Source organism: Microbulbifer sp. CnH-101-G (assembly GCF_052466775.1).
Map to the genome: position 1 here is coordinate 3,740,681 of NZ_CP174292.1, position 14,301 is coordinate 3,754,981.

The 14,301-nt window shown below is 56.2% G+C and carries 13 protein-coding genes and 1 tRNA gene; 10 read left to right on the plus strand and 4 right to left on the minus strand.

Translation table 11 applies throughout. From position 1 onward, the window contains the following. Nucleotides 1-51 precede the first annotated feature (51 nt). Nucleotides 52-1,413, plus strand: coding sequence for a S41 family peptidase (locus ACJJID_RS16555; protein WP_444920424.1), 1,362 nt, complete (start codon nt 52-54; stop codon nt 1,411-1,413). A gap of 121 nt (nt 1,414-1,534) precedes the next feature. On the opposite strand, the gene hisF is transcribed toward ACJJID_RS16555, so the two are convergent. Genes hisF through hisB form a run of 4 tightly spaced genes read right to left on the minus strand, consistent with a single transcriptional unit; the run spans nt 1,535 to nt 4,317 of the window. Then, complete coding sequence (gene hisF / locus ACJJID_RS16560; RefSeq protein WP_444920425.1) at nt 1,535-2,296, minus strand: imidazole glycerol phosphate synthase subunit HisF; 762 nt, start codon at nt 2,294-2,296, stop codon at nt 1,535-1,537. Then, nucleotides 2,296-3,027: a 1-(5-phosphoribosyl)-5-[(5-phosphoribosylamino)methylideneamino]imidazole-4-carboxamide isomerase gene (gene hisA, locus ACJJID_RS16565; RefSeq protein ID WP_444920426.1), complete on the minus strand. Its 732-nt coding sequence runs from the start codon at nt 3,025-3,027 to the stop codon at nt 2,296-2,298. Before hisA ends, hisF begins: the two co-directional genes overlap by 1 nt. A 52-nt stretch (nt 3,028-3,079) precedes the next feature. Continuing rightward, on the minus strand, nt 3,080-3,730 hold the full coding sequence (gene hisH, locus ACJJID_RS16570; protein WP_444922647.1) for an imidazole glycerol phosphate synthase subunit HisH: 651 nt from the start codon (nt 3,728-3,730) through the stop codon (nt 3,080-3,082). After that, complete coding sequence (gene hisB, locus ACJJID_RS16575) at nt 3,730-4,317, minus strand: imidazoleglycerol-phosphate dehydratase HisB (RefSeq protein ID WP_152455691.1); 588 nt, start codon at nt 4,315-4,317, stop codon at nt 3,730-3,732. The genes hisH and hisB overlap by 1 nt, the downstream gene beginning before the upstream one ends. A gap of 116 nt (nt 4,318-4,433) precedes the next feature. On the opposite strand from hisB, the gene ACJJID_RS16580 reads away from it, so the two are divergent. From ACJJID_RS16580 to ACJJID_RS16620, 9 genes are all read left to right on the plus strand, one after another. Continuing rightward, nucleotides 4,434-4,739: a hypothetical protein gene (locus tag ACJJID_RS16580; RefSeq protein ID WP_444920427.1), complete on the plus strand. Its 306-nt coding sequence runs from the start codon at nt 4,434-4,436 to the stop codon at nt 4,737-4,739. Between the two features lie 87 nt (nt 4,740-4,826). Then, entirely contained in the window at nt 4,827-6,971 is a 2,145-nt protein-coding gene (locus ACJJID_RS16585) for a TonB-dependent receptor (protein WP_444920428.1), read from the plus strand. Nucleotides 6,972-7,146: 175 nt separating this feature from the next. Continuing rightward, nucleotides 7,147-9,312: an AsmA family protein gene (locus ACJJID_RS16590; protein WP_444920429.1), complete on the plus strand. Its 2,166-nt coding sequence runs from the start codon at nt 7,147-7,149 to the stop codon at nt 9,310-9,312. Nucleotides 9,313-9,680: 368 nt separating this feature from the next. Further along, nucleotides 9,681-10,208: a hypothetical protein gene (locus tag ACJJID_RS16595; RefSeq protein WP_444920430.1), complete on the plus strand. Its 528-nt coding sequence runs from the start codon at nt 9,681-9,683 to the stop codon at nt 10,206-10,208. A gap of 239 nt (nt 10,209-10,447) precedes the next feature. Next, entirely contained in the window at nt 10,448-11,533 is a 1,086-nt protein-coding gene (gene mutY / locus ACJJID_RS16600) for an A/G-specific adenine glycosylase (protein ID WP_444920431.1), read from the plus strand. 15 nt (nt 11,534-11,548) lie between these two features. Next, nucleotides 11,549-11,824: an oxidative damage protection protein gene (locus ACJJID_RS16605; protein WP_152455703.1), complete on the plus strand. Its 276-nt coding sequence runs from the start codon at nt 11,549-11,551 to the stop codon at nt 11,822-11,824. Between the two features lie 125 nt (nt 11,825-11,949). Beyond that, nucleotides 11,950-12,025: transfer RNA gene (locus ACJJID_RS16610), tRNA-Phe, on the plus strand. Nucleotides 12,026-12,336: 311 nt separating this feature from the next. After that, a complete protein-coding gene (locus tag ACJJID_RS16615) occupies nt 12,337-13,386 on the plus strand; it encodes a tyrosine-type recombinase/integrase (RefSeq protein WP_444920432.1) in 1,050 nt (349 codons plus the stop codon). Beyond that, nucleotides 13,383-14,042: a hypothetical protein gene (locus tag ACJJID_RS16620; protein WP_444920433.1), complete on the plus strand. Its 660-nt coding sequence runs from the start codon at nt 13,383-13,385 to the stop codon at nt 14,040-14,042. Before ACJJID_RS16615 ends, ACJJID_RS16620 begins: the two co-directional genes overlap by 4 nt. Nucleotides 14,043-14,301: the final 259 nt, after the last annotated feature.

Here is a 14,301-nt window from a genome sequence, read left to right on the forward strand (position 1 = left end):
GGTCTACACTTTCGCAAAGCAGCGAAGAAATAAGGCAGAGGTCACAACAATATGTCCATCTCTAAGGCGCTCACCACATTTCTCGGAGCCGCCGCCCTCACAACCCTGCCATTGATGGGTTTCAGCGAAGGTGGCCAGCAACCCGATGCCACCACCGTAAATAGCGGGCGCCTCCCCCTCGAAGATCTGCGTAGCTTCGCCAAAGTGTTCGAGCAGATTCGCCAGGGTTACGTGGAAGAAGTGGACGACCGCACCCTGCTGGAATACGCCATCAAAGGCATGCTGCAGGGCCTCGATCCCCACTCCTCCTACCTGGACCGCCGCTCCTTCGACGACCTGCAGGCCAACACCACCGGTGAGTTTGCTGGCCTCGGGATTGAGGTGGGCATCGAAGACAACCGCATCACCGTTATCACCCCCATGGATGACACCCCAGCCTCCCGCGCGGGCCTCAAGGCGGGCGATGTGATACTGCGACTGTCGGGCAAATCAACGAAAGGGGTCGGCCTCGATGAGGCGGTGGAGTGGATGCGTGGGCCCAAGGGCAGCAGCGTCACCCTCACCATCGCCCGCAAGGGCCACAAGGCACCCTTCGATGTCACCCTCAAGCGCGACACCGTGCGCGTGCGCAGTGTGCGCAGCAAAGTGCTCGACGAAGGCTACGGCTATCTGCGCATCAGCCAGTTTCAGCTGGATACCGGCGCCGATGTGGCGGAAGAGCTGATCAAACTTCAGAAGAAAGGCACTCTCAAGGGCCTGATTATCGACCTGCGCAACAACCCCGGTGGTGTGCTGCAGTCCTCGGTGGAAGTGGCCGACGCCTTTCTTGAAGAAGGGTTAGTGGTTTACACCGAAGGCCGCAATGAGGCCGCCAACCTGAGCTATTCCGCCGAACCCGGCGACTTGACCGAGGGCGCCCCGCTGGTGGTACTGATCAATGCCGGCTCCGCCTCGGCAGCGGAAATTGTCGCCGGCGCCCTGCAGGATCACCGCCGCGCCGTGGTGATGGGGACCGACAGTTTCGGCAAGGGCTCGGTACAGACGGTCATCCCCATCAATAACGAGCGCGCCATCAAGCTCACCACCGCACTCTACTTCACCCCCAATGGCCGCTCCATCCAGGCCCAGGGCATCACGCCAGACATCGTTGTGGAACGCGCCAAGGTCACCCGCCTGAAAGACATGCAGCGCCCCACCGAGGCAGATCTGGCCGGACATTTGAACAATGGTAACGGTGGTGCCGATCGCACCTCGGAAGACCGCGCTCGAGAACGGGAAGAGGGGGAGCGCGACAACTGGATGGATCGCGACAACCAGATCTTCGAAGCACTCAATGTACTTAAAGGGCTGAATCTCTACGCTCACAGGGACCGGGGTCTGCACGAACGCTTTGCGCGCGCAGATGAACAGTAGTAACGGCGCGCGGCGGGCTCCGGCCCGCCGCCAGCGCAACCACTCTGGCTGCAGCCACCCCGGCTAAAACGCCCCGCCCTTCTATCAAGCGTCAGTCCATTTCAAGCGTCAGTCCATGAGACTAGAGGCGCATCTCTATTCCCGCTTCCTGCATAAAGGCCTTGGCTTCGGCGATGCTGTACTCGCCGAAGTGGAAGATACTGGCCGCCAGCACCGCATCGGCGCCCCCCTGTAAAACCCCTTCGGCCAGGTGTTGCAGGTTACCGACGCCACCGGAGGCGATCACCGGCACCGGCACCGCCTCGCTAACTGCGCGAGTCAGGGCCAGGTCGAAACCATTTTTGGTGCCATCCCGGTCCATACTGGTGAGCAGTATTTCTCCGGCTCCGTACTCCGCCATCTGTCTCGCCCAGGCTACAGCATCTATGCCGGTGGGCTGACGCCCGCCGTGGGTAAAGATTTCCCAGCGGTTCTCCCCCACCTGCTTGGCGTCAATCGCCACTACGATGCACTGGCTGCCGAAGCGCTCGGCAGCCTCGCGCACAAACTCGGGGTTTTTCACCGCTGCGGAGTTGATCGCGGTCTTGTCGGCACCGGCATTCAATAGGTTGCGAATATCCATCAGGGTGCGTACACCACCGCCCACGGTGAGAGGAATAAACACTTCGTGGGCCATCTTTTCCACGGTGTGCAGTATGGTGTCGCGCTGCTCGTGGGTGGCGGTGATATCCAGGAATGTGACTTCATCCGCACCCGCCTCGTTATAGCGGCGGGCGACTTCTACCGGGTCTCCGGCATCGCGGATATCGACAAAATTGACACCCTTCACCACGCGTCCGGCATCGACATCGAGGCAGGGAATAATACGTTTCGCCAGTGCCATTACTTGCTCCGTTGATCGCAGAGCTGCTGCGCCGCGCGCAGGTCCAGCTTGTCCTCGTAAATAGCCCGGCCGGTAATCGCACCGTAAATTTCACCGGTTTCCAGCAGCTGCTCGATATCCTCAATGCTGCTGACACCACCGGAGGCGATTATCGGCACCTGTACCGCTCGGGCCAATTCCAGGGTGGCTTCGATATTCACGCCCTGCATCATGCCGTCGCGGGCGATATCGGTGTACACAATGGAGCTGACGCCGCAATCTGCAAAACGCTTGGCCAACTCGGTAGCTTTCAGCTCAGACACTTCGGCCCAGCCCTCGGTAGCGACCAGCCCATCTTTGGCGTCGAGTCCAACGATGATCTGCCCCTCGAATTCGCGACAGGCCTCCTCGACCAGCTTCGGCTGCTTCACCGCGGCGGTGCCGATAATGGCCCATTGCACCCCAGCATCCAGGTAGCGTTCGATGGTGTGCAAATCGCGGATGCCGCCGCCGATCTGCACCGGTAAATTGGGAAACTGTTTGGCGATGGCCGTGACCGCTTCACCATTGACCGGGTTGCCGGCAAAGGCACCATTCAGATCTACCAGGTGCAGGCGCTTGGCCCCCTCATTCACCCAGTGCTGGGCGGTCGCCAGTGGGTCGTCGGAGAATACGGTGGCGTCGTCCATTTCGCCCTGGCGCAGGCGCACGCACTGGCCGTCTTTCAAGTCGATAGCGGGAATTACAATCATGCTCTGCCTTTCGTCGGCGGTGGTTATCGAAGTCAGGAATCGTCGGCGGGGCTCAGGCCCGGCCATTCCAACTGACAAAGTTCTTTAAAAGTTGCAGGCCGGTATCGGCGCTCTTCTCAGGGTGGAACTGGGTGGCGAAGATATTTTCCCGTGCCACCGCAGCCGCCAGAGGCACACCGTAATCGGTGCGCCCAGCCAGATCCCCGTTGTCTTCAGCCGGTACATAGTAACTGTGCACAAAGTAGAAACGGCTGCCATCGGCAATGCCGGCCCACAGCGGGTGCCCACGGGTTTGCTGTACTTGGTTCCAGCCCATATGCGGCACTTTTAAGCGCTCGCCGGTGGCTGCCAACGGCAGGTCGTTGCCAAAAAACTTCACCGGTTGCGGGAAGATATCCAGGCAGTCGATGCCGTTATTCTCCTCGCTGTGGCGCATCATGATCTGCATACCCACGCAAATACCCAACACCGGTGTACCCGCCGCAATAGCGTCCTTCAACAACGGGGCAAAACCCGCTTCAACAAAGCCCGCCATACAGTCGCGAATAGCGCCCACACCCGGCACTAATAAGCGCTCGGCCCCCTGGGCCTGCTGCGGAGTTTGCGCCAGCACCACCTCGGCTTCCGGCGCCACCTTATCCAGGGCACTGGCAACCGAGTGCAGGTTACCCATACCGTAATCGAGAACCGCGATCCGGCCCATCACAACACCCCCTTAGTAGAGGGCATGGTGCCGGCCATACGCGGGTCCAGGGTGAGCGCCATACGCAAGGCGCGGCCGAAGGCCTTGAATACGGTCTCCACCTGATGGTGGGCGTTGTGGCCGCGCAGGCAATCTATGTGCACGGTCACCAGGGCGTGGTTGACGAAGCCCTGGAAGAATTCATAGAACAGCTCGGTATCGAAATTGCCGATGCGTTTCTGGGTAAAGGGCACATCCATCACCAGACCGGGGCGACCGGAGAAATCGATCACCACGCGGGAGAGCGCCTCGTCCAGGGGCACATAGCTGTGGCCGTAACGGGTCATGCCCTTCTTGTCCCCCAGAGCTTGAGTAATGGCCTTGCCGAGGGTAATACCGATATCTTCCACCGTATGGTGGTCGTCAATATGGATATCGCCATCGCAGCGAATATCCATGTCGATCATGCCGTGTCGGGCAATTTGATCGAGCATATGCTCGAGAAAAGGAACGCCGGTGGCAAACTGGCCGTGCCCCTGGCCGTCCAGATTGACGCTGACTTGAATCTTGGTTTCCAGTGTGTCGCGGGTGACGCTAGCCTTGCGCATCGAAAGCGTTCCTTTTATGAGCAATAAGACAGAGGGCGCAGATTATAAGATGAATGATGCCTTCTGTGGTTCGCTAGTGTCAGATGAAACTTGATTCGTAACCACAAGCACATATCATGCGCGGTATGGTTACCTTAAAGCGCCGAAAATCCCATTACTGGGCCAGCCTGTTCCTGCTACTCGCATTAGTAGCAGCTCAGCCGCTGTGGGCGGAGCACTTCCATCTCGGTAACAGCCAGGTGGAACTGTGTGACCTGTGCTGCATGCATTCGCCTGCAGCACTCGGCAGCGAGCCACCGCTCGTTCAGGCTGAGCCCCAAAGTCACTACAACCGGCCCTCTGCGCTAGCAGCGCGCGATCGCCAGCCGGAGCGCCAGAGCGCGCGCGCCCCTCCCCTGTCCCTGTCCCTGTCTCTCAGCTAACCCTAAAAAAACCAACAATTTATTTTGTGGATGCCCGCGCATGTGCGCGTTAGGCAGCATCCGCCTGTGACAGGACATAAAAAACAAATGACCAAGTTCAATACCTTGGCCCTGGCCATTGCCAGCCTGGCTGCGCCCGCTATTTACGCTGCTGAAAACAACCCGGCACTGGAAGAGGTGAATGTCACCGTTTCGCCGCTGGATAAACCCGCCGATGCCGTAGCGGCACCGGTTTCCATTCTCTCCGGCGACGCACTGCGCAAATCCGCAGCCGCGACCCTGGGCCAGACTCTGCAAGACCAGCCCGGTGTGGCCAATGCCTCTTTCGGCAGTGGCGTGGGCCTGCCGGTTATCCGCGGCCAAAGTGCCAATCGGGTAAAAATCCTCAGTGACAACCTGGATGTATCCGACGCTTCCAACACCAGCGCCGATCACGCCGCCAGCATCGAACCCCTATTGGCCGAGCGCATTGAGATACTGCGCGGCCCCGCCGCCCTGCGTTACGGCAGCGGTGCCGTGGGCGGTGTGGTGAATATTACCGACGGACGCATTCCCACCGCCGTGCCCGAGAAAGTGGAAGGCGCGGTAGAGCTGCGCCACAACAGCGCCGACAACCAGGATGCCTCGGTATTTCGCTTCACCGGTGGCGCCGGGCAGCTGGCCTGGTATGTGGACGGTGTCTACCGGGAAAATGACAATACCGAAATCCCGGGCCTCGCTATCGTTGAGCACGGTGAACATGAAGAACACCATGATCATGAAGAGCACGCCGACGAAGAAGGCGAGCACGAGGAGGCGTTCAACACCGATGGCTTCGTAGGCAACACCAGTGCCCGCGCCCACAGCTATAGCGGTGGGGTTTCCTGGATCAGCGACAGCGGCTTTATCGGCTTCTCCGTAAACCGGCTGGAAAACAACTACGGCATCCCCCTGGGCACCCATGAGCATCACCATGATGATGAGGAACATGCGGGTGAAGACCACGACGATCACGATGAACATGACCATGATGAACACGAAGAGCACGCCGAGGCCGGTGAGATCGATGCGGTACGTATCGACCTGGTGCAAACCCGCTATGACCTGAAAGGTGAGCACCGCTTCGACGGCGATTATTGGGACAAATTGAGCCTGCGCATCGGCTACAACGATTACGAGCATGTGGAGCTGGATGCCGGCAATCCGGGCACCCGCTTCACCAATGAGGCCTGGGAGAGCCGAATCGAAATAACCCACGATGCCGGCAACAGCTGGCGCGGTGCCTACGGCCTGCAATTGACCGACAAAGACTTTGCCGCAGCTGGCGACGAAGCCTTTATCCAGCCCTCACGTACCCGCAGTGCCGGCTTTTTCACCATGAAAGAGCGCGAGTGGGGCGACTGGCACCTGGATCTGGGCGCACGCCTGGAGCGGGTGGAGATAGACCCGGAAATCGACAAAGACCGCGATTTCAACCTGGTCGGCGCCAGCGCCACACTGCAGTACTTCCTCGCCGAGCACCAGCATATCAGCTTCGGCGCTACCCACTCCGAGCGCGCCCCCGTGGCAGAAGAGCTGTTTGCCGATGGCGCCCACCTGGCGGAATCCCGCTACCTCCTGGGTAACAATACGCTGGACAAAGAGAGCGGCGTTAACCTGGAACTGGGCTATCACCACCACAACGAAGCCGCCAGCGGCTGGCACGCGGCGCGCATTGAGGCCAGTGTGTTCTACAACCAGATCGGTGACTATATCTACGCGCAAAACACCGGCGGTGAGGAAGAGGAGCTGCCGGTCTATGCCTATGCCAACCGCGATGCAACTTTCTACGGTGCCGAGGCCTCGGTGACCTTCCCCTTACAGGGAGGCCACTATGTCACCTTGTTTGGCGATATAGTGCGCGCCAGCTTTGATGATGCCATCGCCGGCGAAAGCTCCGATGTACCGCGTATGCCGCCGCTGCGTATTGGCCTAGCCTTGGGGGCCGAGTACGACCAGTGGGGCTGGGAATGGCGCACTGTAAAGGCGGCGGACCAGGATCGCGCCGGCGCCTATGAAGAACCCACCGATGGTTACACCCGCATGGACCTGAGCGCCGAGTACAACCTCAAGATCGGCAGCAGCGACGCCGTGCTCTTCGCCAGCGCCCGCAACCTGCTCGACGAAGAAATTCGCAACTCCACCTCCCTGCTGCGCGACTATGCTCCGGCGCCAGGCCGCAGTATCGAAGCCGGCGTGCGGTTTATTTTCTAAGCCACAACTGCTTCAATGGCCCCGCGGCGCGCCCAGCTCCGCGGGGCTGCATCTCCTACACTTGCCGGATAGGCTCTCGGTGACAACCTGTGGGAACATCAACCCCCACCGCGGCGTCTGAGGTATTACTACACGCTCGACGTACCTTCAAAAAAACACAGGGACAATCCTCTCCATGGCCTGGATCAAGCGCACACTTATCGCTCTATTGGTCGTTTTCCTGCTGCTCGCCGGCGCTGTCGCCTGGCTATTGGCCGGCCTCGACATCAATCAATACAAGCCGCAACTGGAAAAACTCGCCGCCAAGCAGGGAATCTCTCTGCAACTGCAGGGCGATATTGGTTGGCAACTGTGGCCACAGGTAGGGCTGCAATTAAACGATGTCACCATGGCGCCATTACAGCTGCCCAAAGAAACCCTGGTGCGCGCCGATAAAATTGCTGTGGGTGTCGCCCTCAAGCCGCTGCTGCAACGCCGGGTGGAAGCCGAGGAAATCGTGCTGGTGGCACCGCAGATCGAACTCACGGTGGACAAAGAGGGGCGCGGCAACTGGGAATTGATCAGTGAGGCACTGGAAGCGCAGAAAAAACAGCCGCCCAAGCTTGAGATCCCCAAGGAAACAGAGACACCGGCCGAGCAACAGGTTGAGCTCAGCCTAAACAAGCTGCGCATTGAAAAGGGCTTGCTCTCCTACAGCGACGCCCGCACGGGCAAAGCCTATAAAGTGGAAAACCTGAATATCAGCGCCGACAACCTGGTGCCCGGCGGCGAACCGGGTCAACTCAGCGCCGATGCCAGTGTGACGGGCAGCGACTTACGCTACCCACTGAAACTTAAAATGGACAGTACCCTGGCCCTGGACGAAGGCCTCAACGGCCTGCGCCTGCAACCTCTGCAGCTGGTGCTCACTTCCGATAACAACGCCCAGGCCACCATGCACCTGCGCGGCTATGTGCGCCGCGACAACGGCAACCAACCCTGGCGCGTGCAGATGAACCTAAACGCCAGCGTCGATCCTCTGCGCCCCTGGCTGGAACTGACCGGCAGTGAAGTCGTGACTCGCGACAGCGCCGCACTTCAAAAGCTGAATATCGAAGCCAGCATCGAAGGCACCGAACAAAAACTCAACCTGACACCACTGCAATTAAAGCTCGACGGCACCACCTTTAACGGTAACGCCCAAGTGCGCAATGCAGAGATGCCGGGGCTCGACCTGAGCCTGCGCGGCGGCGCCTTCAACCTGGATAACTATCTGCCACCGGCAGAAGAGAAGAACGAGAAGACTGGCGAGCAAACAAGCGGGGAACCAGCAACGAAGGCCCCCTCTACCGAAGCCACCGCACAGAGTGAGGAGTCTACCCAGACTCCGACTTCCGCGGAGACCCTGAGCGCCCAGCAGACGGAAAAGAAATCCAAGCCCAAAGCCGGTGAGCAGCTACCCGCCGAACCCCTGCCTCTCAGCGACCTGCGTGGCTTTAACGCCAATATCAGTCTGGCCCTAGACCAGCTACAGGCTGCCGGCCTGCAACTGGACAGCCCGGAAATCCAACTCACCGTAGATAACGGCCTCTACCAGCTGCAAAAACTCAGTGCCGACCTCTACGGCGGCCAGCTCAATAGCAACGGCCAGTTCAACGCCCGCGCCCAAACCGCAGAGGGCCAGGTGCGCGGCGGCCTGGTCGGTGTGGATATCGGCAAGGTACAGAAAGCGTTGTTCCCCAGTGAAAAAGTGCAGATAGCCGGCGAAGCCAGCGTCAACTGGGACGGACAGACCAAAGGCAAGACCTCCACGGACCTGCAACAAAACCTGCGCGCCGCCGTCAATGTCTCCAGCAAGGAGCTATCCATAGCGCCCTTCAATCTGGAGAAGAGCATGTGCCAGCTGTTCAGCTACGCCGAGAATACTCCGCTGCCGGAGAGAAACTGGCCCGCCCAGACCGATCTGCAAGATGTGCGCGCCACCATCGCGGTGAAAGGTGACGAAGTAAAAGTGACCGAAATTCTCGCCGGCATCGAGAATATCGCCATGACCGGCGACGGCGAGGTGGACCTGAAGAAACAGGACTTCGACTTCGCCCTCGGCCTCGCTCTAGTGGGTGAGAGCACCTCCGCCGATGGCTGCACCGTCAAGAACAAACGCTGGCGCAACCGCCCGCTGCCCCTGCGCTGCAAAGCCGACTTCGACGATGTGGGCCCAACAACCTGTAAACCCGACAGCCGCCGCCTCGATGACTTGGTGCGCGAGGAGCTGAAATACAAAGCCAAGAAAAAATATGGCGATAAGGTAGAAGAAAAAGTCGACGAGCTGAAAGACAAACTGAAAAATCTTTTCGGCCGTTAATGTAAGCCGCACCGGGTTCCGCCCGGTGCGCAACTCCCCCCAGTCACCCACGCTGTTCAGTTGCGCAATCCTTGCCGTAACTCCAAAGCAGTTGTAAAAATACTGCCCTAAGTACAAGAGCGAAAAATAACCAGATAAAGAAAATTCGAATAATCCGCTCAAAAGGCGGTGTTATTGCGAATGACTTAGTGCGGTCCTTAGCTTATGTGTGGGGGTGGCCATCGAGTGCGCCGAGATCACTCAAGCTATTTTTTACACCAGTTGAGCTTTTTCTCATCGCACGACAATTTCCTTATTACCTGCACTTTCTTTTCCCAAAATTCGTTCAAACTCTATGGGGTTAATTGGTCAAATAACAGGAATAACAAATGCCATTACTGGAACGGAATCGAGACAATCAGTCCAAGCAGGTGATCACCAAGCTGGTGACTAGCGCTGCAAAAAACACACCTGCAGAGGAGGCCTGGGGTAACCACCATGTGAACTGCTATGCCTGGGCCGCAAACTGCGAGGAGCCCCACAAGGGCAAGCCTGATCCCGGCTCCTACTCCGGTTATGACGCGGGCTTGGACAATGACCGCCTGATTGAGGGCGCCAAGCGCGATGGTATGGCTTATGTAGCCAACGCCCCAGCAAATGATCCCCCGCCTTTCACCAAAGGTTATTACTGTGTTGCCCTGTATAAGTCCACAACCGATCACCACTGGTACCGGCGGGACCCGGAAACCGGCTACTGGACTCACAAACCCGGCGCTCACCGGGTGAAAAACTACGGGCCCGGTTTTGTGATTCTGCCCAAGCAGCTAGAGACCGCAAACCATAACTATGGTATGGCTGCCACCAATTATCGCTTTGTCGGCTATTTCTATGTGCCGGAAGAGGGCATACAGGTCTGATCGTTAAGGGGAGATTGTCACGGTGCTGCTCAGACTGAGCTAGACCTGAACTAGATAAGATGAACGGCAAGGCCTGCGCTCACCGAAAAAATATGGCGATTAGGCTGAAGAAAAGGTCGACGAATTGAGAGAAACCATGAAAAATCTCTTCCGTCGCTAAGACCCAGGCAAAGTGCACCGAGGTTAACTCGTGCACGGCCCCAAGGTTTCCATCACAAACTCCAGCCCGCAGTATCTCCATGACCCCAAAGCAGTTCCAAAACGCCGCTCTCAAATGGTTCGACAAACACGGGCGCAAGGACCTGCCCTGGCAGCAGAATATCAATCCCTATCGCGTGTGGGTTTCCGAGATCATGCTGCAGCAGACCCAGGTCAGCGCGGTGATCCCCTACTTCGAGCGCTTTATGCAGAGCTTTCCCACCCTGGAGAGCCTCGCCACCACACCGCTGGATAAGGTCCTAGCCCACTGGAGCGGCCTCGGTTATTACGCCCGTGCGCGCAATTTACATAAATGTGCACAGACGGTGTTGCAGGAACACGGTGGGGAATTTCCACGGGATGTAGAGGCGCTCACCGAACTGAGCGGCATTGGCCGCTCCACCGCCGGCGCCATCGCCAGTATCAGCATGGGGCTCAGGGCACCGATTCTGGATGGCAACGTAAAACGGGTACTGGCGCGCTTCCACGCCGTGGAAGGCTGGCCGGGGCAGAGCGCCGTGGCCAATCAATTGTGGGAGCTGGCCGAGACCTACACCCCGGACAAACGCGTTAACGATTACACCCAGGTGATGATGGATCTGGGTGCCACCCTGTGCACCCGCAGCAAACCCCGCTGTGAAGAGTGCCCGTTAAAGAAATCCTGTGTGGCCCACGCCCAAGGCAATCCGCAGGATTACCCCGGCAAAAAACCGCGCAAGGAAAAACCGGTGCGCAGCGCCACCCTGTTACTACTGGAATACCGGGGCGAAATTTATCTAGAGCAGCGCCCCGCCAGCGGTATTTGGGGTGGCCTCTGGTGTCCTCCCCAGGCAGAAGATGCCAAGGCCTGGCTCAAACAACAGCGCTGGCGCGCAAGTGAAATACACACGCTGCCGCTGCTGCGACACACCTTTACCCACTTCCACCTGGATATTACCCCGCTGTGGGTACAGCTCGACAAAGTCTCCACCCAGGTGGCGGAGAGCGACGCCGGCTGGTATAAACTGCGACAACTAAACCGCGCCCGCGCGGCCCAAGAACTGGGGCTACCCGCCCCAATCGTAAAGCTGGCAAAACAACTATTGGCGCTGCAGGCACCCCTGCTCGCCCCAACTACGGCCGACTAGAACCAGGAGGAGTCCATGTCCAGAACCGTATTCTGCCGCAAGTACCAAGAGGAATTGGAAGGCCTGGACGCACCGCCCTTCCCCGGCCCCAAAGGCGTCGATATCTTCGAGCACGTTTCCAAAAAAGCCTGGCAGGAGTGGATGTCGCACCAGACCATGCTGATCAATGAAAAGCACCTCAACATGATGGAACCTTCCAGCCGCGCCTACCTGAGCGAGCAGATGATGAAGTTCCTGAGCGGTGAAGAGTACGACGCAGCCGACGGCTACGTACCCCCGGAACAGCAGTAAACGGGCTCCGCAAAGCTTCCCCGCAAAAGAAAAAAAACTTTTTACAATCAAGGGGTTGACTCAGCCCCGCGATAAGGCTTTAATACGCGCCTCGCGACGCAGGGGAAGCCCAGCAAGATCGCAAAGCCCGGATAGCTCAGTCGGTAGAGCAGGGGATTGAAAATCCCCGTGTCGGTGGTTCGATTCCGCCTCCGGGCACCATACAAATAAAGGCCTGCAAGAAATTGTGGGCCTTTTTTGTTTCTAGCCGCGTCACACTCCTTTCACACTTGGCGATAACAAACCACCTCACAAGATAACTAACCTCATTCAACACACCTCGGTATCCTAGTGCGTCCTATGCGTGACTCGCCTCAAAGCCTCCACTCAATAAATCTAGGAGCCCACTGATATTCCAAGATTTTTTTAGGCTCTCCAATAACCCGTACGGTGATTATTAGTCCTTTGTTGTGCTTATTTGGCACTTCACATACCTTATTGGACAGCTTTCCAAAGCGGCAAGGAGGATTTCAGTGGCCTCAATTAGGGAAAGAAAAAATAGCAAAGGGGAGGTGCGCTACCAGGCACAAGTACGCCTAAAAGGTTTCCCTCCACAGAACGCAACTTTCAATCGCAAGACTGATGCGAAGCGCTGGATTCAACAAACTGAAGCAGCTATTCGGGAAGGCCGCCATTTCAAAACAACAGAATCTAAACGCCGAACACTTGCCGAATTAATCGATCGTTACATCAGCGATGTACTCTCGACCAAACCAAAGAGCATGAACGCTCAAGGGAGACAACTTACCTGGTGGAAAAATAAACTGGGCTATCGCTCTTTAGCTTATGTTACACCCGCACTTCTCTCAGAAACCCGCGACAAACTTCACCAAGGGCGCCAACTGGCGACTGTTGTTAGATACATGGCAGCCCTCTCTCATACCTTCACAGTCGCAGTTAACGAATGGGAGTGGCTCGAAGAAAACCCCTTACGTAAAGTTCGTAAACCCAGAGGACCACGAGGGAGGGTGAGATTCCTTAGTGAGAGCGAAAGACAAAAACTTCTTGTTGCTTGTAAAAGTTCAAATTGCAGGCAGCTATATCCGGTAGTCGTTCTGGCCTTGTCTACAAGCATGCGTCAGTCAGAAATTATGGGCCTGAAATGGAGAGATATAAACCTTAACCGTGGTTACATAACTTTACACGAAACAAAAAAAGGGGAGCGTCGCTCTGTTCCTCTTGTTGGACACGCAAAAGAGCTCATATCGGAACTAGCCGAAGTTCGCCGCCTGGATACTGACTTACTTTTTTTCAGTGATTCTAAACCCACAGCTCCAATTTTTATCCGCTCGCCTTGGGGTAAAGCACTTAAACAGGCTGCTATAAGCAATTTCAAGTTCCACGACCTCCGCCATACAGCAGCTAGCTATCTCGCCATGAACGGCGCATCCCTAACTGAGATTGCAGAAATTCTAGGACACAAAACCTTACAAATGGTTAAGCGGTATGCGCATCTATCCGAGCAACATACTTCTAAGGTACTGGAATCGATGAATAGCACCATCTTTGGGGTTGGCTCATGAAAATGAATCAAAATTTGAGTGATGACTCCCTGACCGCCTGGGAAATAAATAATCCATTCGTCCCAACGACTGAAGAGCTAGCCGATGGTAAGCATAGTTGTCAGGATATCATTACAAAATTTGATTTAAATAAGATTTCACCAGAAGACATCGCCACTTTTTTAAATGGGCTATATAACAATCACTACATAAAGCTGGCAAATGACAAAAGAGCTTCGACAAAGGCTAAGTCAGTACCGAAGTATAGGAATATTTCAAAACTAGCTGGGGGGCTCTCAGAGGTTATTAACAAGCTTTCTCTTCAAGAAAAGCGCTCACTAAAAAAACAGTGCCCACACACTTCTTTCAGCTTTTTTGAGCTTCAAGAAACACTAGATATTTTAGCTAAAAATGCTAACCAAAACCTGAAAATACTAGATAGTATTTCAGATAAGAGGGGCCCCAATAATATAGAGAGGCTGCTAATTGAAGACCTCGTATTTAATTTAAACAAGTTCTATTTCAAAAGTAAAAACGATGAAGCGAGAAGGAAAAATCAGCAGTTTACCGCTACGTGCCTATTTTATATGGATATATACCCTGGATATGACGTCAATTACATCTCCGGCAGGGTTAAAGACATCCTAAAAAAGCAAGGAGATAATTTCAGTTTTTAAATTGCTAAATACTCCCGTTTCATGGGAGGCAGCCAAAATCCACAATTAAGCCTCACTCTTAATGAATGGAACTATAAATGCCTACCACGAAACGACTTACCACAGTAAAGAACCTACCATCTTACTACCCTGATGCAGGTTTCACTCCAAGTATCATACGCTGGTAAATCTTTAACGCATCGCAAAATGGCTTCTCAGTCTGCATTGTTAGAGTCGGCAGGAAAGTATTGATAGACCTTGATGCCTTTGAATCCTGGCT

Coding starts and splice junctions, on each gene's coding strand:
- hisF (WP_444920425.1), bottom strand. CDS start 2,296: ATGGCACTGGCGAAACGTATTATTCCCTGCCTCGATGTCGATGCCGGA.
- ACJJID_RS16555 (WP_444920424.1), top strand. CDS start 52: ATGTCCATCTCTAAGGCGCTCACCACATTTCTCGGAGCCGCCGCCCTC.
- ACJJID_RS16580 (WP_444920427.1), top strand. CDS start 4,434: ATGCGCGGTATGGTTACCTTAAAGCGCCGAAAATCCCATTACTGGGCC.
- hisB (WP_152455691.1), bottom strand. CDS start 4,317: ATGCGCAAGGCTAGCGTCACCCGCGACACACTGGAAACCAAGATTCAA.
- mutY (WP_444920431.1), top strand. CDS start 10,448: ATGACCCCAAAGCAGTTCCAAAACGCCGCTCTCAAATGGTTCGACAAA.
- hisH (WP_444922647.1), bottom strand. CDS start 3,730: ATGGGCCGGATCGCGGTTCTCGATTACGGTATGGGTAACCTGCACTCG.
- ACJJID_RS16590 (WP_444920429.1), top strand. CDS start 7,147: ATGGCCTGGATCAAGCGCACACTTATCGCTCTATTGGTCGTTTTCCTG.
- ACJJID_RS16620 (WP_444920433.1), top strand. CDS start 13,383: ATGAAAATGAATCAAAATTTGAGTGATGACTCCCTGACCGCCTGGGAA.
- ACJJID_RS16585 (WP_444920428.1), top strand. CDS start 4,827: ATGACCAAGTTCAATACCTTGGCCCTGGCCATTGCCAGCCTGGCTGCG.
- ACJJID_RS16595 (WP_444920430.1), top strand. CDS start 9,681: ATGCCATTACTGGAACGGAATCGAGACAATCAGTCCAAGCAGGTGATC.
- hisA (WP_444920426.1), bottom strand. CDS start 3,027: ATGATTGTAATTCCCGCTATCGACTTGAAAGACGGCCAGTGCGTGCGC.
- ACJJID_RS16605 (WP_152455703.1), top strand. CDS start 11,549: ATGTCCAGAACCGTATTCTGCCGCAAGTACCAAGAGGAATTGGAAGGC.